This is a genomic window from Pseudomonas fluorescens (genome assembly GCF_902497875.1).
In the GTDB taxonomy this organism is placed as follows: Bacteria; Pseudomonadota; Gammaproteobacteria; order Pseudomonadales; family Pseudomonadaceae; genus Aquipseudomonas; species Aquipseudomonas fluorescens_BR.
On the sequence record NZ_CABVHY010000035.1, the window covers coordinates 49,172 to 70,517 of the forward strand.

18 protein-coding genes and 1 pseudogene are annotated in these 21,346 nt (G+C 61.6%); 13 read left to right on the plus strand and 6 right to left on the minus strand.

Annotated elements, in window-relative coordinates:
* Positions 1-34 precede the first annotated feature (34 nt).
* Together F8N85_RS27945 and F8N85_RS27950 are read left to right on the plus strand one after the other, a co-directional pair.
* Positions 35-688: a GntR family transcriptional regulator gene (locus F8N85_RS27945; protein ID WP_150806723.1), complete on the plus strand. Its 654-nt coding sequence runs from the start codon at positions 35-37 to the stop codon at positions 686-688.
* Between the two features lie 15 nt (positions 689-703).
* A complete protein-coding gene (locus F8N85_RS27950; protein ID WP_150806724.1) occupies positions 704-1,555 on the plus strand; it encodes an urea carboxylase-associated family protein in 852 nt (283 codons plus the stop codon).
* 230 nt (positions 1,556-1,785) lie between these two features.
* Here F8N85_RS27950 and F8N85_RS27955 read toward each other — a convergent pair whose 3' ends face one another.
* Complete coding sequence (locus F8N85_RS27955) at positions 1,786-1,953, minus strand: DUF2897 family protein (protein ID WP_008148765.1); 168 nt, start codon at positions 1,951-1,953, stop codon at positions 1,786-1,788.
* 367 nt (positions 1,954-2,320) lie between these two features.
* Between F8N85_RS27955 and kdpF the strand changes: the two genes are divergently transcribed.
* The 6 genes from kdpF (at position 2,321) to F8N85_RS27985 (ending at position 10,383) form a co-directional block, all read left to right on the plus strand.
* Positions 2,321-2,410 carry a K(+)-transporting ATPase subunit F gene (kdpF, locus tag F8N85_RS27960; protein WP_007899818.1) on the plus strand — a complete coding sequence of 30 codons (90 nt, stop codon included), beginning with the start codon at positions 2,321-2,323 and terminating at the stop codon, positions 2,408-2,410.
* Between the two features lie 8 nt (positions 2,411-2,418).
* On the plus strand, positions 2,419-4,113 hold the full coding sequence (gene kdpA, locus F8N85_RS27965; RefSeq protein WP_150806725.1) for a potassium-transporting ATPase subunit KdpA: 1,695 nt from the start codon (positions 2,419-2,421) through the stop codon (positions 4,111-4,113).
* Between the two features lie 11 nt (positions 4,114-4,124).
* The gene (gene kdpB / locus F8N85_RS27970; RefSeq protein ID WP_150806726.1) at positions 4,125-6,182 is read left to right on the plus strand and encodes a potassium-transporting ATPase subunit KdpB; all 2,058 of its coding nucleotides are present in this window, start codon (positions 4,125-4,127) and stop codon (positions 6,180-6,182) included.
* 121 nt (positions 6,183-6,303) lie between these two features.
* Positions 6,304-6,849, plus strand: coding sequence for a potassium-transporting ATPase subunit KdpC (gene kdpC / locus F8N85_RS27975; protein ID WP_150806727.1), 546 nt, complete (start codon positions 6,304-6,306; stop codon positions 6,847-6,849).
* Between the two features lie 150 nt (positions 6,850-6,999).
* Entirely contained in the window at positions 7,000-9,651 is a 2,652-nt protein-coding gene (locus tag F8N85_RS27980; RefSeq protein ID WP_150806728.1) for a sensor histidine kinase, read from the plus strand.
* 36 nt (positions 9,652-9,687) lie between these two features.
* A complete protein-coding gene (locus tag F8N85_RS27985; protein WP_150806746.1) occupies positions 9,688-10,383 on the plus strand; it encodes a response regulator in 696 nt (231 codons plus the stop codon).
* 117 nt (positions 10,384-10,500) lie between these two features.
* Here F8N85_RS27985 and F8N85_RS27990 read toward each other — a convergent pair whose 3' ends face one another.
* Complete coding sequence (locus F8N85_RS27990; protein WP_150806729.1) at positions 10,501-11,547, minus strand: patatin-like phospholipase family protein; 1,047 nt, start codon at positions 11,545-11,547, stop codon at positions 10,501-10,503.
* 221 nt (positions 11,548-11,768) lie between these two features.
* Between F8N85_RS27990 and F8N85_RS27995 the strand changes: the two genes are divergently transcribed.
* From F8N85_RS27995 to F8N85_RS28005, 3 genes are all read left to right on the plus strand, one after another.
* Positions 11,769-12,047, plus strand: a complete 279-nt coding sequence (locus F8N85_RS27995) for a hypothetical protein (RefSeq protein ID WP_150806730.1) — start codon at positions 11,769-11,771, stop codon at positions 12,045-12,047.
* 100 nt (positions 12,048-12,147) lie between these two features.
* The gene (locus F8N85_RS28000) at positions 12,148-12,915 is read left to right on the plus strand and encodes a CHAD domain-containing protein (protein WP_150806731.1); all 768 of its coding nucleotides are present in this window, start codon (positions 12,148-12,150) and stop codon (positions 12,913-12,915) included.
* A 166-nt stretch (positions 12,916-13,081) separates the two neighbouring features.
* Positions 13,082-13,879, plus strand: a complete 798-nt coding sequence (locus F8N85_RS28005) for an acyl-CoA thioesterase (protein WP_150806732.1) — start codon at positions 13,082-13,084, stop codon at positions 13,877-13,879.
* 29 nt (positions 13,880-13,908) lie between these two features.
* On the opposite strand, the pseudogene F8N85_RS28010 reads toward F8N85_RS28005, so the two are convergent.
* From F8N85_RS28010 to F8N85_RS28020, 3 genes and pseudogenes are all read right to left on the minus strand, one after another.
* A pseudogene (locus F8N85_RS28010) lies at positions 13,909-14,139 on the minus strand (terminase); the annotation flags it as partial.
* 295 nt (positions 14,140-14,434) lie between these two features.
* Positions 14,435-15,916 carry a methyl-accepting chemotaxis protein gene (locus tag F8N85_RS28015; protein WP_150806734.1) on the minus strand — a complete coding sequence of 494 codons (1,482 nt, stop codon included), beginning with the start codon at positions 15,914-15,916 and terminating at the stop codon, positions 14,435-14,437.
* Between the two features lie 224 nt (positions 15,917-16,140).
* Entirely contained in the window at positions 16,141-16,947 is an 807-nt protein-coding gene (locus F8N85_RS28020; RefSeq protein WP_150806735.1) for a TatD family hydrolase, read from the minus strand.
* Between the two features lie 233 nt (positions 16,948-17,180).
* Between F8N85_RS28020 and F8N85_RS28025 the strand changes: the two genes are divergently transcribed.
* Positions 17,181-18,608 carry a transglycosylase SLT domain-containing protein gene (locus tag F8N85_RS28025; protein WP_150806736.1) on the plus strand — a complete coding sequence of 476 codons (1,428 nt, stop codon included), beginning with the start codon at positions 17,181-17,183 and terminating at the stop codon, positions 18,606-18,608.
* Between the two features lie 103 nt (positions 18,609-18,711).
* Complete coding sequence (locus F8N85_RS28030) at positions 18,712-19,146, plus strand: DoxX family protein (protein ID WP_150806737.1); 435 nt, start codon at positions 18,712-18,714, stop codon at positions 19,144-19,146.
* A gap of 20 nt (positions 19,147-19,166) precedes the next feature.
* Here the strand turns inward: F8N85_RS28030 and mnmC are convergent, their stop codons facing one another.
* The gene (mnmC, locus tag F8N85_RS28035; RefSeq protein ID WP_150806738.1) at positions 19,167-21,149 is read right to left on the minus strand and encodes a bifunctional tRNA (5-methylaminomethyl-2-thiouridine)(34)-methyltransferase MnmD/FAD-dependent 5-carboxymethylaminomethyl-2-thiouridine(34) oxidoreductase MnmC; all 1,983 of its coding nucleotides are present in this window, start codon (positions 21,147-21,149) and stop codon (positions 19,167-19,169) included.
* Positions 21,150-21,346 lie beyond the last annotated feature (197 nt).

Consider the following 21,346-nt stretch of genomic DNA (forward strand, 5'->3'; position numbering starts at 1 on the left):
CTGACGATTGTTGAACAATCCTGAGGCGATCACCATGAGCAGCGGACTTTCCCTGGCCGATCAGATCACACTGGAAATGCGCACCGACATTATCGGCGGGCTTTGGTTACCCGGGATGGCCTTGATTGAAAGCGATCTGGTGACTGGCTACAACGCTTCTCGAAACACTATTCGCGAAGCCTTGCACCGCTTGAGCCAAGAGGGTCTGACCCGCTATGTGCGCAACAAAGGGGTGATGGTGCGCCGCCTGGGGGTCGATGAGGTGCGCGATCTGTTCCAGGTTCGCCGCACCCTGGAGTTGCAGGCTATTGCCGGCAGCAAACCGCTGCGCGAGTACCAGTCCGATCGCATGCTCGAGGCCATCGAAGCCACGGAACTTGCCCGTGAACGCGAGGACTGGCGGGCAGTCGGTACCCATAGCCTGGGTTTTCACCAGCATATCGTCGGGTTGATGCGCAGCCCGTTGTTCGATGAGTTCTTCACCAACATCGTTGCCCAGTTGCGTCTGGTGTTTTCCACCGCGCCGGATGAGCAGCGCTTTCAAGCGCCCTGGCTTGCGCGCGACCGGGAGATTTACGACTTGCTGTCCGCGGGTAAAAAATCTGTAGCGCAGGAGGCGATGAGTCTATATCTCGACGACTCCGAACAGCTGTTACTCGACATGCTCAGCCATTCCCACCCCCACTGATCGAGGATGTTCATCATGTACAAAGACTATCCCGCGGCTTATCAGGTCAGCAAAGGTTCGGCCCTGCAGGTAGACAAAGCCTTTTATGAGCGGATCCGCGAGGCGAAGGATCAGCGCACGCTGATCGAGCAATTTGAAGTGCCGATCCGTACGGGCCGCGCGTGGAAGGTTGCGGCCGGGCAGGTGTTCCGGGTGACCACTCCGGTCGGCCCGCAGGTGGGGGATTTCAATGTCTGGAACGCCAATGATCCGCGCGAACGGTTGTGGGCTGCGCGCACCCGTCAACTGCAGGGCGCCCATGTCAGCACCCATGATCGGCTCTGGTCGAACCTACCGTTTTTGCGGCCCTTGGTGACCATCACCGATGACAGCCTGGCGAGTTACGGTATCGATGAACATGGTGGCCGGCTGCACGATCTGCTGGGTACCCGCTGCGATCCCTACGTGAACAAAATGCTCACTGGTGAAGACTTCCACCATCACTGCCACTCGAACCTGACCCGCGCGGTGTTGCCCCATGGCCTGACCGAGTTCGACGTGCACGATGTGCTGAACATTTTTCAGTGCACCGGTCTCAACCACGACGATATGTACTTCATGAAAGCCTGCCCGGCGCAGAAGGGCGACTACCTGGAGTTTTTTGCCGAAATCGATGTGCTCTGCGCCTTGTCGACCTGCCCTGGAGGTGATTTGTCACTGGCGATGTGGGGGCCGGATGCGCAGGATCCGTTGAGTGTTTGCCGGCCGTTGGGAGTGGAGGTCTATCGACTTGAGGCGTCGTTGCTCGAGGGCTGGAGCCAGCCAGAGCGTGCGACCTACAAGGGGCTGCATGGGTTGCAGATTGCCAAGGCAGAATGGGAGAAGTAGAGCTGGGAAACCTTCAATATGCCGAGTGGGCCTTTGTGGCGAGGGAGCTTGCTCCCGCTCGGGCGCGCAGCGGCCGCAAAACCTGTGTCCGCGGTCTATCTGAATGATTGCGGTGTCTGGTTTTTGGGCCTGCTTCGCAGTCCAGCGCGAGCAAGCTCGCTCGCCACAGGGTTCTGCGCCAGGCCACATAGATAAACCCTGTCATTGGTTCTCAATGACAGGGTTGGGGATCAACGATCCTGCGCATCCTTGGCGTCCGCTTGCGCATTGCGTTCAGCCACGCGTTTACGTTGTTCTTCGGTCAGCTCTACCTTGTTGGCGGTGTCGCGCAGCAACATCAAGCCGCCGACGATCGAGCCGATTGCAACTATCAGAATCAACCAGGCATACCAGGGCATAGGGCTCTCCTTCAAGGCAGGCCACTGGGCGAAGGGTTTCGCCCGATGGTCGTGCATATACCACTTTGAGTCACAGCGTTTCTCAGTGGTTCCATTGTAGGCCTGTTACTCCTCGTAGGAGCTGCCGAAGGCTGCGATCTTTTGATCTTTGGCGATGCGACTGACGTCTAAAATCAAAGGATCGCAGCCTTCGGCAGCTCCTACACAGGTGTTGCCTTGCCACCCGGTCCGCATTTGATCGTTCTGGTATTTCCCCACTCTTTACACATTCTTTATCCCGCGCCTCACCCCTCGACCTCGTTTCTTTACAGCCTCCCTGCCGACAATGAATGCACACGCGGCAATCGCCGTACGACGGAGAAATTCCATGAGCGTTCTGGACGGAGTGTCACTGCTGCTGGCAGTGGGGCTGTTCATTTATCTACTGGTTGCGCTGTTGCGCGCGGATCGGAACTAGGAGCGGTTATGCACAGTTATGACTATTGGCTGATCCTCGCCTTCTTCGCCCTGGTGCTGATACCGGCACCGTTTCTGGGGCGCTTCTACTACAAGGTGATGGAAGGCCAGCGCACCTGGCTGACGCCGGTCCTCGGACCGCTGGAACGCGGCTGTTATCGGCTGGCCGGGGTCGATCCGCAGTCCGAACAGAGCTGGCAGAAATACACCCTGGCTTTGCTCGCCTTCAACCTCGCGGGTTTTTTGCTGTTGTTCGCGATCCTGCTGTTTCAGGGCTACTTGCCACTCAACCCGCAAAACCTGCCGGGTCAGGAGTGGACGCAGGCGTTCAATACCGCTGTCAGCTTCATGACCAACACCAACTGGCAGTCCTACAGCGGTGAAGCCACGCTGAGCTACCTCAGTCAGATGGTCGGCCTGACCGTGCAGAACTTCGTCAGCGCCGCCACTGGCCTTGCGGTGTTGGTAGCACTGTGTCGCGGCATCGGTCGGCGTTCGGCGCTAACCCTGGGTAACTTCTGGGTCGACATGACTCGCGCCACCCTCTACGGCCTGTTGCCGTTGTGCCTGCTGCTGGCGCTGTTCCTGGTCTGGCAGGGCGTACCGCAAACTTTCGCCCATTACGTGAATGCGCTGACGATGCAGGGCGTGGATCAGGTAATCCCCTTGGGGCCTGCAGCCAGCCAGATCGCTATCAAGCAACTGGGCACTAACGGTGGTGGCTTCTTTGGCGTCAACTCGGCCCATCCGTTCGAGAACCCGACGGCCTGGAGCAACCTGTTCGAAGTCTCGTCGATTATCCTGATCCCGGTGGCGCTGGTGTTCACCTTCGGTCATTACGTCAAGGACCTGCGTCAGAGCCGGGCGATCATCGCCTGCATGCTGGCGCTGTTCCTGATCGGCGGCGCCACTTCGCTGTGGGCCGAGTACCAGCCGAACCCGACCCTGGACCACATTGCGGTCGAGCAAACCGCGCCGCTGGAAGGCAAGGAAGCGCGCTTTGGCACCACCGCCACGGTGCTGTGGTCGGTGACCACCACCGCCGCGTCCAACGGTTCGGTCAACGGCATGCACGACAGCCTCAACCCGTTGAGCGGGATGGTAGCGCTGGTCAACATGATGGTCGGCGAGGTGATCTTCGGCGGCGTCGGTGCCGGGCTCTACGGCATGCTGCTGAACGTGCTGATCGCGGTGTTCCTCGCCGGCTTGATGATCGGTCGTACTCCGGAATACCTCGGCAAGAAACTCCAGGCCAGGGAAGTCCAGCTGCTGGTGGTGACCCTGTTGGTGATGCCGGTGGGCGTGTTGGTGCTCAGTGCGATCGCCGCCAGCTTGCCAGGCCCGGCGTCGGCCATCAGTAACCCCGGCCCCCACGGTTTCAGCCAGTTGCTCTATGCCTACACCTCGGCCAGTGCCAACAACGGTTCGGCCTTCGCCGGGCTGGGCGCTAACACGCCGTTCCATAACCTGATGCTGGGCCTGGGCATGTTGATCGGTCGCTTCGGTTACATCCTCCCGGTACTGGCCCTGGCCGGCAGCCTGGCCATGAAGAAAACCGCGCCGATCGGTCAGAACAGTTTCCCGACCCATGGTCCGCTGTTCGTGACCTTGCTGGCCGTGACCATTTTGCTGGTGGGCGGCCTGACCTTCCTGCCGACCCTGGCACTGGGTCCTGTCGCTGAACACTTGAGCCTAGGCTTCTGAAGGATCTGATGATGAATATGCCCGCAACCAAAACCGCCGTCGTCAAGGCCCCGGAACACCCGAAAACCGCGATCTCGGCCCTCTGGCGGCCGGCGCTGGTGCAAGCCTTCGTCAAGCTCGACCCGCGCCAGCTCAAGCGCGCACCGGTGATGTTGGTGGTCGAACTGACGGCGATCCTCACCACCGTCCTGTGCTTTGTGCCGGACCCGGCGGTGCCGACCTTCGTCGCCGCGCAAATCGCCCTGTGGCTGTGGTTCACCGTGTTGTTCGCCAACTTTGCCGAAGCCCTGGCCGAAGGGCGCGGCAAAGCCCGCGCCGACAGTCTCAAGGCCGGCAGCGAAGGCATGAGTGCCCGGCGCAAGGGCGCTGATGGAAGCTATCAGGTGGTGCCCGCTGCCAGCCTGCGTAAAGGCGATATCGTCCGGGTTGAAGCCGGGGAGATGATCCCCGGTGACGGCGAAGTGATCGAAGGCATCGCGGCGGTCAACGAGGCGGCGATTACCGGCGAGTCCGCACCGGTGATCCGCGAGTCCGGCGGCGACCGCTCGGCTGTCACCGGTAATACCCGGCTGGTCTCCGACTGGCTGCAGGTACGGATCACCGTCAACCCTGGCGAGTCGACCCTCGACCGGATGATTGCGCTGGTGGAAGGTGCCAAGCGGCAGAAAACCCCCAACGAAGTGGCGCTGGATATCCTGCTGATTGGTCTGACCCTGATCTTCCTGCTGGTGGTCGTGACGCTCCAGCCGTTTGCCCATTTCGCTAACGGCAGCCTGCCGCTGGTGTTTCTGGTGGCGTTATTGGTGACCCTGATTCCGACCACCATCGGCGGCCTGTTGTCGGCCATCGGCATCGCCGGGATGGACCGTCTGGTGCGGCTCAACGTCATCGCCAAATCCGGGCGCGCCGTGGAGGCGGCAGGTGACGTGCATGTGTTGCTGCTCGATAAGACCGGCACTATCACCTTCGGTAACCGCCGCTGCACGGCGATTCACCCGGCACCCGGGGTCAATGCCAAAGCGTTGGCCGAAGGCGCGTTACTCGCCTCGCTGGCTGACGACACCGCGGAAGGTAAATCCATCGTTGAGTACCTGCGCGGACTTTATCCACAGCCTGAACCGGCCAACGAGGTGCTGACCGCGGTGCCGTTCAGTGCCGAGACCCGCTTGTCCGGAGTCGACTACCAGGGGCGGGTTTACCGCAAGGGAGCGGTGGATTCGCTGCTGAGTTTTGTCGGCCTGCAACGCCGCGATCTGCCGCCCGCGCTGGCTCGGGAAATCGACACGATCGCCCAGAGCGGCGGCACCCCCTTGCTGGTCTGTGCCGAGGGCAAGCTGCTCGGCGCGATCCATCTCAAGGACGTGGTCAAACCCGGCATTCGCGAGCGTTTCGCCGAACTGCGCAAGCTGGGTATTCGCACCGTCATGGTGACCGGCGACAACCCGCTGACCGCCGCGGCGATTGCCGCTGAGGCCGGTGTGGATGACGTGCTGGCCGAAGCGACTCCCGAGAAGAAGCTGGCGCGTATTCGTCATGAGCAGAATGACGGGCGACTGGTGGCGATGTGTGGCGACGGTGCCAATGATGCGCCGGCGCTGGCCCAGGCCGACGTCGGCATGGCGATGAACGATGGCACTCAGGCGGCCCGCGAAGCGGCGAACATGGTCGACCTCGACAGCGATCCGACCAAGCTGCTGGACGTGGTGCAGATCGGCAAAGAGTTGCTGGTGACCCGTGGCGCGCTGACCACCTTTTCCATCGCCAACGACGTGGCCAAGTACTTCGCGATCCTGCCGGCGCTGTTCGCCTCGATTTATCCACAGCTTGGTGTGCTCAACATCATGCACCTGAGCAGCCCGCAGAGCGCGATTCTCTCGGCGATTGTTTTCAATGCTTTGATCATCGTGGTGCTGATCCCGCTGGCCCTGCGCGGCGTGCGAGTCCAGGCGGCAAGCGCGGCGGCATTGCTGCGGCGCAATCTGCTGATCTATGGCGTCGGCGGGATTGTGGTGCCGTTTGTGGGGATCAAGGTGATCGACATGTTGTTGACGGCGTTGCATTTGGTTTGACGCGAGGAGCGCGTTTTTTGTGGCGAGGGAGCTTGCTGTGGCGAGGGGGCAAGCCCCCTCGCCACAGGGTTATGTATCTACTTAAGACACTACGTATGTTCTATGAATCGAGGGATCTGAAATGTCCACTATGTTACGTCCGGCCCTGAGCCTGATTGTTCTGATGACCCTGATCACCGGCGTCGCCTACCCATTGGTCGTCACCGGTGTCGCCCAAGTGGTATTCCCGGATCAGGCCAATGGCAGCCTGGTGCGCGATGCCGACGGCAAGGTTCGCGGCTCGGCGCTGATCGCCCAGGATTTCAGCGGTGATGCCTGGTTCCACCCGCGGCCATCGGCGGGTGCCTTTGCCACGGTATCGAGCAGCGCCAGCAACCTGGCGCCGAGCAATCCGGCGCTGGCCACGCGGGTGATCGACCAGGCCAACAAGCTGTTGGTGCCGGGGCAGGGGGCAGTTCCATTGGCGTTGCTCACTACCTCCGGCAGCGGCCTTGATCCCCACTTGCCACCGACGGCGATTGCCTATCAACTGGCGCGGGTCGCGGCCGCCCGCAACCTGCCGGTTGCCACCGTGCAGCAGTTGGTCGATGCGCATGTCGAGCAACCTCTGGTGGGGCCGCCGGTGGTGAATGTGCTGGCCTTGAATATCGCGCTGCAACAGCTGTAGATCAAAAGATCGTCTGAACGCGGCCCGAGCCTGCGGCAGCTCCTACAATGACCGCGTACACCCAGGGCGACGCGGATCCTGTAGGAGCTGCCGCAGGCTGCGATCTTTTCGGGCATAAACCAATCTCAAGACGTACAAGGCGAAACCAGCATGAGTGACTCCGGCCGCGCCGACGCGCTGTTAGCAGACTTGCCCCGCGACGGTCGTGGTCGGCTCAAGGTCTTCCTCGGCGCCGCCCCCGGCGTCGGCAAAACCTACGCCATGTTGCAAGCAGCCCACACCCAATTGCGCCAAGGGGTGAAAGTGCTGGTCGGCGTGGTGGAAACCCATGGCCGCGCGGAAACCGAAGCGCTGCTCGGAGGTTTGCCGCAGCAGCCATTGCTGCGCTCGGAATACCGCGGGGTAATGCTCGAAGAGATGGACCTCGATGGACTGCTCAAGGCCAGGCCAAAGTTGGTCCTGGTCGACGAACTGGCGCATACCAATGCGCCCGGCAGCCGCCACACCAAGCGCTGGCAGGACATCCAGGAACTGTTGGCCGCCGGTATCGACGTGTTCACCACGGTCAACGTTCAGCACCTGGAAAGCCTCAACGATCAGGTGCGCGGCATCACGGGTGTGCAGGTCCGCGAAACCTTGCCCGACTGGGTACTCCAGGAAGCCTACGAACTGCTGTTGATCGACCTGCCACCCCGTGAACTGCTGGAGCGGCTGCGCGACGGCAAGGTCTACGTGCCGGAACAGGCGCGGGCGGCGATCGATGCGTTCTTCACCCAGACTAACCTCACCGCCTTGCGTGAACTGGCGATGCAGACCGCCGCCGCCCAGGTCGATAATGATTTGACCCAAGGCTACCGACAGCTGGGCCAGGCGGCGCCGGCGGTGCGCGGACGCCTGTTGGTGGGAATCGATGGCGATGCCCAGGCCGAACGCCTGGTGCGCCATGCCAGTCGGGTCGCCCAGCGCCGGCATTTGCCCTGGAGCCTGGTGCATGTGGATAACGGCAGCGTGCGCGACGAGCAGTCGCGTTTACGCCTGCAAAGTGCCCAGCAACTGGCCGAACGTCTGGGTGGTGAAGTGGTGTTGTTGCGGGCCGGCGAGGTGGCGAAAACCTTGATCCAGCACGCTGCCGAACGCCGTGCCAGCCTGGTGCTGGTCGGGCAGTCGAGGCAGCGTTTGCGCCGTCGGCTGTTCGGTGGCGGCTTGGCCTCACGGTTGCTGCGTAATGCGCGAGGGCTGGAAATCAACGTCCTCGACAGCGACGCCGACCAACCGGCACCGCGCATGCGGGCGGCGCATTCAGTGGTCTGGTTCGACTATGCGCTGGCCGTGCTGGCGACGGTACTGGCCAGTGCCCTGGCCTGGGCGGTGGCCAGTGTGTTGCCGCTGCCGAACATCTCGCTGGTGTTCCTCGCCGCCGTGCTGCTGGTGGCGGTGCGCAGCAGTCTCGGCCCGGCCCTGGCCTGTGCGGCGATGTCGTTCCTGACCTATGACTTTCTGTTCATTCCGCCCAATTTTTCCTTCAGCATCCAGCGCGAAGAAGACGTCCTGACCTTGCTGTTTTTTCTGCTGATGGCGGCCCTCACCGGCAACCTCGCGGCGCGCCAGCGTCGGCAGTTGCAGGCGCTGCGCGATACCCAGGAAGAGACCAGTGAACTGCTCGACCTGTCGCGCAAACTGACCGCGGCCACCGACCGCCAGGCAGTAGTCAGCGCCGCCGCCCAGCACCTCGATGGCTGGAGCGATCTGCAGCTGTGCCTGCTCAATCGTGATGGGCCGAACAGCTGGAAGGTCGAAACCGGTGGCCCGCAACAGTTTTCCGAAGCCGAACGCGCCGCCGCCGACTGGGCCTGGCAACACGATCAACCGGCGGGCATGGGCACCGGTACCTGGCCGTTCGGGCGCTGGTGGTGGTGGCCGTTGTCGGTGGAGGACGGGCCGCTGGGATTGCTTGGTGTGAGCAGCAAAGACGGCCAGCCACTCAGCGGCCAGCGCCGCCGTTTATTGATCGCGTTGAGCCAGCCATTGGCCCAGGCGCTGGCCCGGGCGCAATTGGCTGAGGATCTGGAAGCGGCTCGCCTGCATGGTGAAACCGAGCAATTGCGCAGCGCTTTGCTGGCTTCGGTGTCCCACGATTTGCGCACTCCGTTGACCTCCATGCGCGGCAGCATCGACAGCTTGCTGGCGCTGGGCGAAGCGATCCCGCTGGAGGACCGTCGTGAACTGCTCGAAGGCACCCGCGATGAAGCCGAGCGGCTGGATCGCTATATCCAGAATCTGTTGGACATGACCCGACTGGGCCATGGTGCCTTGAAGCTAGCGCGGGACTGGGTGTCGCCGGCGGATATCGTCGGCAGTGCACGGAACCGGTTGCGCGCGGTGCTGGCGCCGTTGCAGGTCAGCATCGAGGTGCCGGGTGAATTGCCGCTGCTCTACGTGCATGCCGCGCTGATCGAACAAGCCTTGGTCAATGTGCTGGAGAACGCCGCGCGCTTTTCACCGCCCCAGGGACGCCTGCAACTGAGTGCCGGTTCGACTGACAGCGAGCTGTTTTTTGCGGTGAGCGACGAAGGCCCCGGCATTCCCGAAGCGGAGCGGGCGAAGATTTTCGACATGTTCTACACCGCCGCTCGCGGTGATCGTGGCGGGCAGGGCACCGGTCTGGGGCTGGCCATCTGTCAGGGCATGGTCGGCGCCCATGGCGGGCAGATCAGCGTCGCCGACGGCATCGACGGTCGCGGTACCTGCATCACCCTGCACTTGCCGTTGCAGGAACAACCGGGTTTTGAAAGTGAAGCCTGATACCCTTTGGATCTTTCCTTGCCGCGATCAGAATTCATGAGCCAGACCGCGACCATTTTGGTCATCGACGACGAACCGCAGATCCGCAAATTCCTGCGCATCAGCCTGGTTTCCCAAGGCTATAAAGTCCTCGAGGCCGGCACCGGCCGTGAAGGCCTGGCCCAGGCTGCGCTGAACAAACCGGACTTGCTGGTGCTCGACCTCGGCTTGCCGGACATGGACGGTCAACAGGTACTGCGCGAGTTTCGCGAATGGTCGACGGTGCCGGTGCTGGTGTTGTCGGTGCGCGCTGGCGAAGGGCAGAAAGTCGAAGCACTCGATGGCGGCGCCAACGACTACGTGACCAAGCCGTTCGGTATTCAGGAATTCCTTGCCCGGGTGCGCGCCTTGCTGCGTCAGGCACCGACGGGTGAAGCCCGGGAAGCGGCGCTCAACTTTGGCCCGCTGACTGTCGACCTGGCCTATCGCCGGGTACTGCTGGACGGCCACGAAGTGGCCCTGACCCGTAAGGAGTACGCGGTACTGGCGCAACTGGCGCGGTATCCGGGACGGGTCATCACCCAGCAGCAACTGCTCAAGGATATCTGGGGCCCGACCCACACCGAAGACAGCCATTATCTGCGGATTGTGGTCGGGCACCTGCGGCAGAAACTGGCGGACGACCCGACCCAACCGAGGTTTATCGTGACTGAGGCGGGGGTGGGGTATCGGTTATTGGATGTTTTGAGTTAGGTGTCGATCCTGAAAAGATCGCAGCCTGCGGCAGCTCCAACGGTTTTGTGTTCGCCTCGAAATCTGCGGTATGCGCGGTCGGCGTAGGAGCTGCCGAAGGCTGCGATCTTTTGATCTTCAATTCTTCTCATTCTCATACCGTTCCAGCGTATCTCGAGCGATCTCGCGACCGAGGGCGATCAGTTCCGGGGCTTTGTAGAATTCGAAAAACCGGCACACCCGCTTCGGTACGTTGATCAGGATATCCGGCGGATAACCGGCGATCTTGTATTGTGCTAGGGAGGTCTGCATCACCTCGAAACTCTGGTTGATCAGATCCAGCAGCGACGCCGGACCGACGTTGTCGATGATGAACGAACCGGTGGCTGACTTTGGCGCTCCTGCTCCTTCGATCTCCGGGGCGGCAGCCGGTTGCTGGGCTTCCGGTTCGGCGGACTCGATCCACGGGTTGCTCAGGTTGGCAGCCTCGCTACGCATGGCTTCCTGTTCGAGCAGCAACAACTGCTCGGCTGGCTTGCGCCGAAATGGCAAATGCGAACCGAGGGAGTTGATCAGATTGTCGAACCGACTCTTGAACGCGGCAGGGCGCTGAATCACCGGCAACTGATAGTGGCGCTGATTGGTCGAGTTCAGGTTGACGGCGATGATCAGGTCGCAGTGGCTGGAGACTACCGGGACAATCGGCAGCGGGTTGAGCAGGCCGCCGTCCACCAGCATCCGACCGTTCTGCATCACCGGGGTGAACAGGCTGGGAATCGCCGCCGAGGCGCGCATGGCCTGATGCAGGCAGCCTTCCTGGAACCAGATTTCCTGCTGGTTGGTCAGGTCCGTGCAGACTGCCGTGTAAGGGATACGCAGGTCTTCGATATTGATTTCGCCGACAATCTTGCGGATCTGGCCGAAGACTTTCTCCCCGCGGATTGCCCCGAGACGGAAGCTGACATCCACCAGGCGCAACACGTCGAGGTAGTCCAGGCTTTCAATCCAGTCCCGATAGTCGTTGAGTTTGCCTGCGGCATAGATTCCGCCGACCACTGCGCCCATGGAACATCCGGCGATGCAGGCGATGTCATAACCACGTCTTTCGATCTCTTCGATCACCCCGATATGGGCATACCCCCTGGCCCCACCCGAGCCCAGTACCAATGCGACGCGCTTTTTCATGACTGGCCCCTTCTCGAATATGCGTCAACAATGCGCCCATCAAGCGTCACGCTTCAATCATTGTGGCTGGCTGATGGCGGCCCAGGATGGTTTTTTCGACAATCAATGACGGCAGACGAGTATTCTCGCGCCAGCTTCATTCTTCGGGGGCAGCGAAGGCACTTTTTGCGCAGCCCACCGTCTTACGTGCACGATTGTTTTTCTATGTTGAGGTGTCATCGATGAAAGCCTGGATTTGTCTGCCTTTGATTGTGCTGGCTCTGGCCGGTTGTGCAGGTAAAACGGCGTACCGTGACAGTTGCGGTAGCCAGCTTGACGCGGCCTGGCGTGAGCTGGACCTGGCCAAGGTCGAGGGTTTCGCGGGCACCGTCAGTTACTCCAAGGCGCTGTCATTGCTGACCGGGGCCAAGACTCAACAACAGTTCGAGGCGTACGAAGGCTGTACCAAAAAAGCCGAGAAAGCCCGCTTCTACATTCGCGAATCCCGCGCGGGACGCTGAGAAGCAGTTGCAAGCTACAGGCCGAAAGCCGCAAGCTTGATAGGCACTGACTTGTCGGTTGAAGCTTGCAACTTGCCGCTGCCTCTATGGAGTAAACCCCATGTCTACCTTGGTTGACCGGTTGGTGGCTCGGTTGTTGGGCCTGGAAGTTCGCTTGCGGGCCTGCCAGGCCCGCTTGGAGGCGGCAACCGACGGTGAAGCGCTGCACGACCTGCGCACTACGGTTCGCCGTTTGCGCAGCCTGTTGCGCCCCCTGCGCGGTTTGCCCGGTGTCGAGCAATTGGAGACCGCTGCGGCTGCGGTTGGCGACTTGACCACCCCCTTGCGCGACCGGGAAGTCCTGGCCGCGTACCTGAGCAGCCACGGTCAACCTGAAGCGGCCGAGCGCCGTATGCTGCAAATGGCCAAAGCCTGTCCTGCCGTGGCGAACGGCCCGGAACTGGCGCAACTGTTCCTTATTCTCGATGCCTTTCCGCGCTTTCTGCGCGCTTCCCAGCGTCAGGGCTTGCTCAAGGGTTTGCGTCAGCGCATCGAAAAGCGTCTGGCCAAGCAGTGGAAGTCTCTGGATAAGGCATTGCACGATCCGGCCCATGACCGGCATCGCTTGCGCCTGCTGATCAAACGCGTACGTTACGCCATCGAAGCCTATCCCGAACTGGATCGCCTGCCCAAACAGGCCATGCCTCGTCTCAAGTCTGCGCAGGGCGCGCTGGGCGACTGGCATGATTGCTGGCAATGGCTGGCCAGGGCCGAGCAAGAGCCCGATTTGCTGCCCTGTGTGGCGGTTTGGCAAACCACCATGGCCCAGGCCGAAGAGCGTGCCGATCGCGTGTTGGACAAGCTGAGCGCGGCTTGCTTCAAATCCTGAACCCCCACCGGTCGTTCCTCCGTAGCAGCCTTCGGCAGCTGCCACGGGAGAGTGCGTAGTCAGTTGCGTACGGCTTATCTGTCAGCCTTTTTGGCCGGAATAAGTGCTGTGCAGTGATCAACGGGTGGTTAAGATCCTTGAGTCTTTTTCCTGGCTTGAGGTTTTCATGCGCTTTTCCGATTTGGTCGATGCTGTCCGTAGCTATCCGCTCGAGCTGTCTATCCCGGCGCAATGGGCCCAGGGGCGTGCCAGCTTTGGTGGGTTGGTGGTTGCCTTGCAGTACGAAGCCATGCGCGCCAAAGTCCCTGCCGATCGCCCGGTGCGCTCGTTGGCGATTACCTTTGTCGGCCCGGCCGAGCCCGATGTACCCATCAGCTTTGAAGTGGAGGTTCTACGCGAAGGCAAGGCCGTCAGCCAGGTGCTGGGCCGAGCCATGCAGAAAGGGCAGGTGGTGACCCTGGTCCAGGGCAGCTTTGGCGCTTCTCGTGCTTCCGACATCGACGTCGCGGCCGAACCGGCACCGGTCATGAAACACTGGGACGAGTGTCAGGAACTGCCTTACATCAAAGGCGTAACCCCGGAATTCATGCGCCACCTGGCAATGCGCTGGAGCGTTGGCGGTTTGCCGTTCACCGGCAACAAGTCGCGGGAAATGGGCGGTTGGGTGCGCTTGCGCGGGGATGTGAAGGACGAGCCATTGACCGAGGCGCATATTCTGGCGCTGGTGGATGCCTGGCCTCCGGCGCTGTTTCCGCACCTGAACAAACCGGCGGCCGGCAGCAGCCTGACCTGGACCATTGAATTCGTCCAGCCCTTGCTGAAGTTGAGCACCCTGGACTGGTGCAAATACCAGGTGGTGATCGAGCACGCCCGCGACGGTTATGGTCACACGGCCGCAGCATTGTGGAGCGCAGAAGGACAGTTGATCGCGCTGAGCCGGCAGACGGTCACCGTCTTTGGTTAAACCCGTTCAGGGAACTGCCCGCAGGCTTATGCCTCGAGGCGGTGACCATGGCGTTGCAGGCCAAGCGCGGCGAGCAGGCTAACAATGCCGATGGCAACGCTCGAAAAGCTCATCCCGAACACCCCCGTAGCGATCAACAGGAACCCCAGGATAAACAGTTGCAGGGCAATCAGCTGCAGAACCCGATTGGTCGGATAGCGATGGTTTTCCGGGTTGGAGCGCCATTGCCAGGCGGGAAAATTGGGGTGACGTTTGCCCATGTTGGCAGTCCTCGATCCGTTGCAACCTATAGATAAAGAATAGGCCGGACAAAGGGCTTGGGCGAATCAAGGCTGGCTATGGGGGTGATAGGCGCCCCTGTAATCCTTAGCCTTGAGCGCATCTGTGGCGAGGGAGCTTGCTCCCGCTGGGCTGCGCAGCAGCCCCAAAACCTGCGAACTCATTCCATCAGATACACCGCATGTGCCGATTTTACGACTGCTGCGCCCGAGCGCGGACCAGTCGGCGGGAGCAAGCTCCCTCGCCACGGGTGTGATCAGACCGACAATTTATTCGTTACAACTTGAGCTGACCTATCGCCTTGCTCAACTCTCCGGCCAAAGTCGCCAGCTCATGACTGGTGGTGGCCGAATCGACGGTTTGTTGCACGGTGTTCTCGGTCACGTCGCGAATGCTCACCACCGCGCGATTCATTTCTTCGGCAACCTGACTTTGTTGCTCGGCCGCCACGGCGATTTGCGTATTGCTTTCGCGCATCTGCGCCACCGCGCTGGTTATTTCGGCGAGGGCCACACCGGCTTCCTGCGCTTGCTGCACACAATCGTCGGCCTTGAACGAGCTTTCCTGCATGAAGTCCACGGCATCCCGGGTCCCGGCTTGCAGGGCGGAGACCATCAAGGTGATTTCGTCGGTGGAGGCCTGGACCCGTTTGGCCAGGTTGCGCACTTCATCGGCGACCACCGCAAAACCACGGCCCATTTCCCCGGCCCGCGCGGCCTCGATCGCGGCGTTGAGCGCCAGCAAGTTGGTCTGTTCGGCGATGCTGTGAATCACCCCGACCACGCCATTGATTTTCTGGCTGTCCTCGGCCAGGCGCTGAATCATCTCGGCGGTTTGCTGGACGCCGCTGGACAGTCCGGCAATCGATTTCTGCACGCGGCTGACCACTTCCTGTCCGCTGCCGGCCAGAGTGTCGGCGGTCTGCGACAAGTCACGGGTCGCACCAGCGTGCTGGGCAATGTGATAGACCGTGGCCGACATCTGGTTGATTGCGGTGGCGGCCTGGTCGGTCTCGCTTTGCTGGCCGAGCATGCCTTGGCGTACTTCGCTCATGCTCGACGCCAGGCGCGCGGCACCAACATCCAGTTGTTTGGCGGTGTTCGCCACGGTGTTGACCACCCGTTGATAGCCGGCCTGCATCGCATTGAAGGCGCTGGCCATCTGTCCGACTTCATCGGTGCACGCCAGGGGCACGCGGGCCGACAGGTCACCGGTCTTCTCCACATGCAGCATCACATCTTTCAAGGTGTTGAGCTGGCTGAGCAAAAACCGGATCAGCAACTGCGAGGCACCGAGCATCGCCAGCATCAGAATGAACACCGCCACCGCGTAATTGGGCAGACGCTCGCCGAACACCTGGCTCAGGCTCGGGCCGTAGGCGATTACGGCAACCTGCTGGCCGTCCGCTCGGGACACGACCTCGGCGCCCATCAACGGGTTGTCGCCGAACAGCGGCATAACATTGAACTCGACCCAGCCGCTGGCGCTTTTCAACTCGGCCAAGGGTTCTCCGTTCAGGGCGGGCGTCTGACCACGGCTGAAGCTCAACAGGTGACCGGCCTTGGGCAAGGCTTGTCCGTCGGGCCAGGCGGTGAGCAAGCGCGCCTGAGCCTGGGCCGAAGCTTGCGAAGCCTGGCTGCGGGCTTGTTGCTCGAGCTGTACGGCATACAGCACCAACAGCAGGGTGGTGATAAACGCGACCGCGTTGACGGCCCAGAATTTGTACTTCAGTGAGATATTGCTAAGCCAGGCACCCATGGAAGGTCTTCTCTGATAGCGGAAACAGTTTTGGCAAGGTGCCATTATTGTGCCGCTACACAGGGGAGGAGGTGTTGATGTGGGTCAATGATGGTTGTCGAAGTCTGCGTGTGCCGGAAAAGATCGCAGCCTGCGGCAGCTCCTACGGATTTGCGCTCGCCTGGATATCTGCAGGGTGTACTCGGTCGGCATAGGAGCTGCCGCAGGCTGCGATCTTTTCGGCTTCACATCACCTCTGGCAGCCCGAAAAACGCCCGCGCACACGCGGTGCTGTTCGCCGCCACGTCCTCCAGACTCTCCCCCCGATGCAACGCCACTTCGCGCAACACTTCGGTCAGGTACGCCGGTTCGTTGCGGCCGTTTTTCGGTTTCGGCCGCAGGCTGCGCGGCAGCAAATACGGCGCATCGCTTTCCAGCATCAAGCGGCTGGCGGAAATCTCGCGAACCAGCGGGTGCAGGTGAGTGCCGCGGCGCTCGTCGCAGATCCAGCCGGTAATGCCGATATGCAAATCGAGGTCGAGGTAGCTGAACAGCGCGCGCTTCTCGCCGGTAAAACAATGCACCACGGCGGCGGGCAAGCGATCACGGAAGTCACGCAGGATTTCCAGCAGTCGCTGACTGGCGTCGCGCTCGTGGAGGAACACCGGCAGTTGCAGTTCGACGGCCATCGCCAGATGTTCTTCGAGGACCTTTTCCTGTTGCGGACGTGGCGAAAAATCGCGGTTGAAATCCAGCCCGCATTCACCTACGGCACGGACGCTCGACTCTTTGAGCAACCCGCGCAAGCGTTGCGCGCTGTCGGCGTTCCAGTCACTGGCAGAGTGAGGGTGAATCCCTGCGGTGGAGAACAACCGCTGTCCGCTTTCGTCCAGTTGTTGGCACAGTTCGAATGCCTGCTCACTGCCCTCGACACTGGTGCCGGTAAGGACCAGTTGGCAGATCCCGGCGGCATAGGCGCGGTCGAGTACTGCCTGGTGTTTGTCGGCGAAACTGGGGTTGGTCAGGTTGACGCCGATATCGATGAGTTGCATGGTGCTACCTCAGGCCAAGGCCGCAAAGCATATCAGAGCCGTAGATTTATAAGAAAAACCCAGAACTACAATGAGTTAAAGCTGTCTCTTGATGCCAGAAGACAGTTCCGGCTGGAAATTCAGCCGTTGCGGAGCCGGTCTTTCGCACCAATGTCTGCGCTCAGGCGCTCTGTTTCTGTCGCCCAACTTCCCGAAAATTGCTGAGGTTGGACAGTATTCTTCCCGGAGAGCGGATGACGCGACCCTCGGTTTTGCTTTTGCTTTTGCTGTGCTTGTCGATGCTGCTGCCCTTGCCGGCGGTTGCACGTCTGGCCGGCCCGCTGGTGGCCGCTCAGGCGAGCAAGGTTCGCGACCTGGCGGAAATCCGCGGCAGCCGCGTCCTGAGGGTGCTGGTCAACCAGAGTCGCAACAGTTCCGGCGAAGTCCAGGGTCAGGCCATCGGCGTCGAATACCATCGCCTCCGAGCGTTCGAGCAATACCTCAACGGCCACGCTCGCGACGGTCAGGAGGTCAGTCTCAAGATCATTCCTAAAGCCAAGGACCAACTGCTCGGCGCCCTGCGGCGCGGCGAGGGTGATCTGGTGGCGCCCGGTGAATTGCTCGACCTGCAGTCCACTAAAGGGGTCAGCGCCAGTGACCCGATCGTCAGTAACGTGCCGCTGTTATTGGTCGGGATCAAGGGCGAGCGGCGCTTCACCCGCCTTGAGCAACTGTCCGGGCGTACGGTGGCGCTGACCACCGGCAGCGCGGCGGGTGATGCAATCAATCAGATCAATCAGAAGCTGGCATTGCACAAATTGCCGCCGGTCAAGATCGAGTGGGTCGATCCGAGCCTGGCCGTCGAAGATGTACTGGAGATGGTCCAGGGTGGGATTTTTCACCTGACCATCGTCGAGCAACCGATCGCCGAGCGCTGGGGCAAGATTCTGCCCAAGCTGCGCTTCGACCGGCAGGTGATCATCAGTGAGCCGGGCGAACAACATTGGTTTGTACGGCGCGATGCGTCAATGCTGCGGGCGAGCATCGACCGTTTCCTGAAAACCTATAAAGCCCCGTCGGATCAGGACGTCGCGTTGCAGCGCACCTACCGTCGCCTTTACAAGGTCCACTATCCCTTGGCCCGCGCCGATCGCCAACGCCTGGAAAAGCTGCGCCCGGTGCTGCAAAAGCATGCGCGCGAACAGGGCATGGACTGGCTCAACCTGGCCGCGCTGGCGTTCAAGGAATCCTCGCTGCAACCCAATGCCAGGAGCGGCAGCGGGCCGACCGGCCTGATGCAAATTACCCCGTCCGCAGCGCAGCGGGTGGGGGTCAACAACATTCAGTCGCTCGACAGTAATGTGCAGGCCGGGGCCAAGTACCTGGCGCTGATCCGCCGCAAGTTCTTCTCCAGTCCCAAGCTCAACGAGCGCGAACGCATGGCCTTTGTCCTCGCTGCCTACAACATGGGGCCGGAGCGGGTGCAGGGCATGCGCACCGAGGCCAAGCGTCGTGGGTTGAATCCCAACCAGTGGTTCTTCCAGGTGGAACGGATTGCCATGGAACAGGTGGGCATGGGTGCCGTCAGCTATGTGAACAGTGTCAACAAGTACTACCTGGCGTTCGATCGGGAGCGGGAGTCGCTGGAGCCGGAGGCGCAAAAGATCGTTTCGCGCAAATGATCGATAAACTTGATTGATATCTTGGGTTTTTTGCGCTTTTAACCAGATAAATACTGATTAATATGGCGGCCAATCAACTCCACATCATCAAGGACTCCACCCCATGAGCACGCTGATCAAAACTGTACTGACTACCCGCGCTGGCTATGGCCTGACTGTGCTGCGGATCCTGGTCGGCATCATCTTCGCCGCCCACGGTGCGCAAAAGCTCTTCGGCCTGTTTGGCGGTTACGGTCTGGCCGGCACCGCGCAATGGATGGAAAGCATCGGTCTGGCGCCGGGTCAGTTGATGGCCCTGCTGGCGGGCGGTACCGAGTTCTTCGGCGGCCTGGCGCTGATCATCGGCCTGCTGACGCGGCCTGCGGCACTGGGTCTGACATTCACGCTGCTGGTGGCGATCTTCTCGGTGCATGCGAGCAATGGCTTGTTCATGAGCAACAACGGCTATGAGTTCGCCTTGGCCCTGCTCGGTGGCACCCTCGCGGTTCTGTTCGAAGGTGCCGGCAAGCTGGCGGTGGATCGGGTCATCGCCAGGTAATACCGATTAGCTCACCTGCATCAGCTCTTGCCGCGAATCAATGTGCGCAAGGCAAAACGATTCGGGTGACAGGCCTCGGCCACGCTTCTGGGCAGCGGCAGCGGTTCGTTTTCCAGCCAGGCGGCGAGCAGTTCGCCGGACAGCGGGGCGGTGATCAGGCCGCGAGAACCATGGCCGCTGTTGACGTATAAACCGTCCAGCCACGGGCAGCGGATGTCTGGCACCTGCCGGGCGTCCTTGGCCAGCGCGGCGTAGGTTTGGGCGAAAGCCTGGTGATCGGCCAAGGGGCCGACGATGGGCAGGTAATCGGGGCTGGTACAGCGGAAGGCGGCGCGGCCTTGAAGTTGCTCGGGGTCCAGTTGCCCGGCATGCAGGCGCTTGACCAGGTCGCTGGAGATTTCTTCCAGCAACTCCAGGTTGCCAGCGTGCTCGGCGGCAGTCGGGGTCAGGTCGTCGCTCTTGAAGTCGAAGCTGGCGCCCAGGGTGTGTTCGCCCAGCCGCGCCGGGGCGACATAACCTTCGGCGCAGACCACAGTAGCCAAACTTGCGCTTTCCGGGGTTTGTGCCAGGCGGGTGATCTGCCCGCGAATCCGTTTCAGTGGCAGCTGGCTGCTGGCCGGGAAACGCTTGATCTCGGCGGCACCGGCGAGAATCACCACCGGCGCGCACGCCAGCAACCTTGAGCCATCCCAGGCTTGCCATTGCTCATCGACCTTGCGCAACTCCAGCGCATCGTGATGGGCCAGCACTTCAATCGCCGGATGCGCTGCTTGCCACCGACACAAGGCGGGCGGGTGTACCCAGCCACCTTCGGGGAAGAACAAGCCGCCATGGGCCAGTGCGATACCGGCCTGAGCCTGCGCTTGCGACTGATCCAGCAACCGCAGCAGGTCCGGGGCAAAGGCTGTCGCAAGCTGCGCCTGACGCTCGGCTTCCTTGGCGTTGAAGGCCAGTTGCAGCACCCCGCAACTGTCCCAGTCGACACCGGGTTGCAGCTGTTCGAGCAGGCGTCGGGTATGCCCGAAACCACTGACAATCAACTGCGACAGCGCGGTGCCGTGAGCCGACAGTTTGAGGTACAGCACGCCTTGCGGATTACCCGAAGCTTCCTGTGCCAGGGCGCCGTGGCGTTCCAGCAGACTCACCCGCCAACCGCGTGCCGCAAGGCTCGCGGCACTCGCACAACCGGCCAGCCCGCCACCGATTACCAGGGCTCGGCGTTCGCTGATCAGCTGGTCAGGACGGGCGAACCACGGCTTGCTCGCGACCGGCGCAGGCAGGTCTTCGGGCCAGCCCAGGAACTCGCCACGGAGAATTTCCCATTTATGGCCGATGCCTGGCGTACGACGCATTTTGAAACCCGCCGCATTCAGCAGGCGCCGGACCCAGCCGGTACTGGTAAACGTGCTGATGGTGGAGCCAGGGGCTGCCAGGCGGGCCAGTTCGGCAAACAGTTCGGCGGTCCACATCTCCGGGTTTTTCGCCGGGGCGAAGCCGTCGAGAAACCAGGCATCGATCTGTGCGTCGAGCTGCGGCAATTGCTCCAGCACGTCGCCGATCAACAGGGTCAGGGTTACCCGTCCGCCATCGAGTACCAAGCGCTGGAAACCCTGGTGGATGGCCACGTATTGCGCCAGCAGCTGATCGGCAAATGGCTTCAGATCAGGCCAAAGAGCGAGGGCGCGGTGCAGGTCGGGAGGGCTCAGCGGGTATTTCTCCACGCTGACAAAATGCAGCCGCGCACCGGCCACGGCTTGCTGTTCGAACAACTGCCAGGCGCAGAGAAAATTCAGCCCTGTGCCGAAACCGGTTTCGCCGATGACCAGCCGCCCATTTGAAGGTAACGCGGCAAAGCGCTCGCTCAAGCGGTTCTGCTCGATGAACACGTAGCGGGTTTCTTCAAGGCCCGACCGGTCGGAGAAATACACATCGTCAAACACCCGCGAACGCGGGCGGCCTTGGTCGTCCCAGTCGAGCTGGGCGTGGGGCAATTCAGTGGTCATGTTCGGCTCGGCAGGCGGCAAGGCGGCCATTCTAGCCGATCGCTGGCAGGGGGATTGATCTGTGGCAAGGTTGGGTGCTGATAGGGCGGGCAAAATCTCTGGCTGTCGAAACGGTGGAGTATGCAGCGTCCCCCAAAGATCGCAGCCTGCGGCAGTTCCTACGCCGACCCGGTACACCCGAGATTCATCAGGTGTAC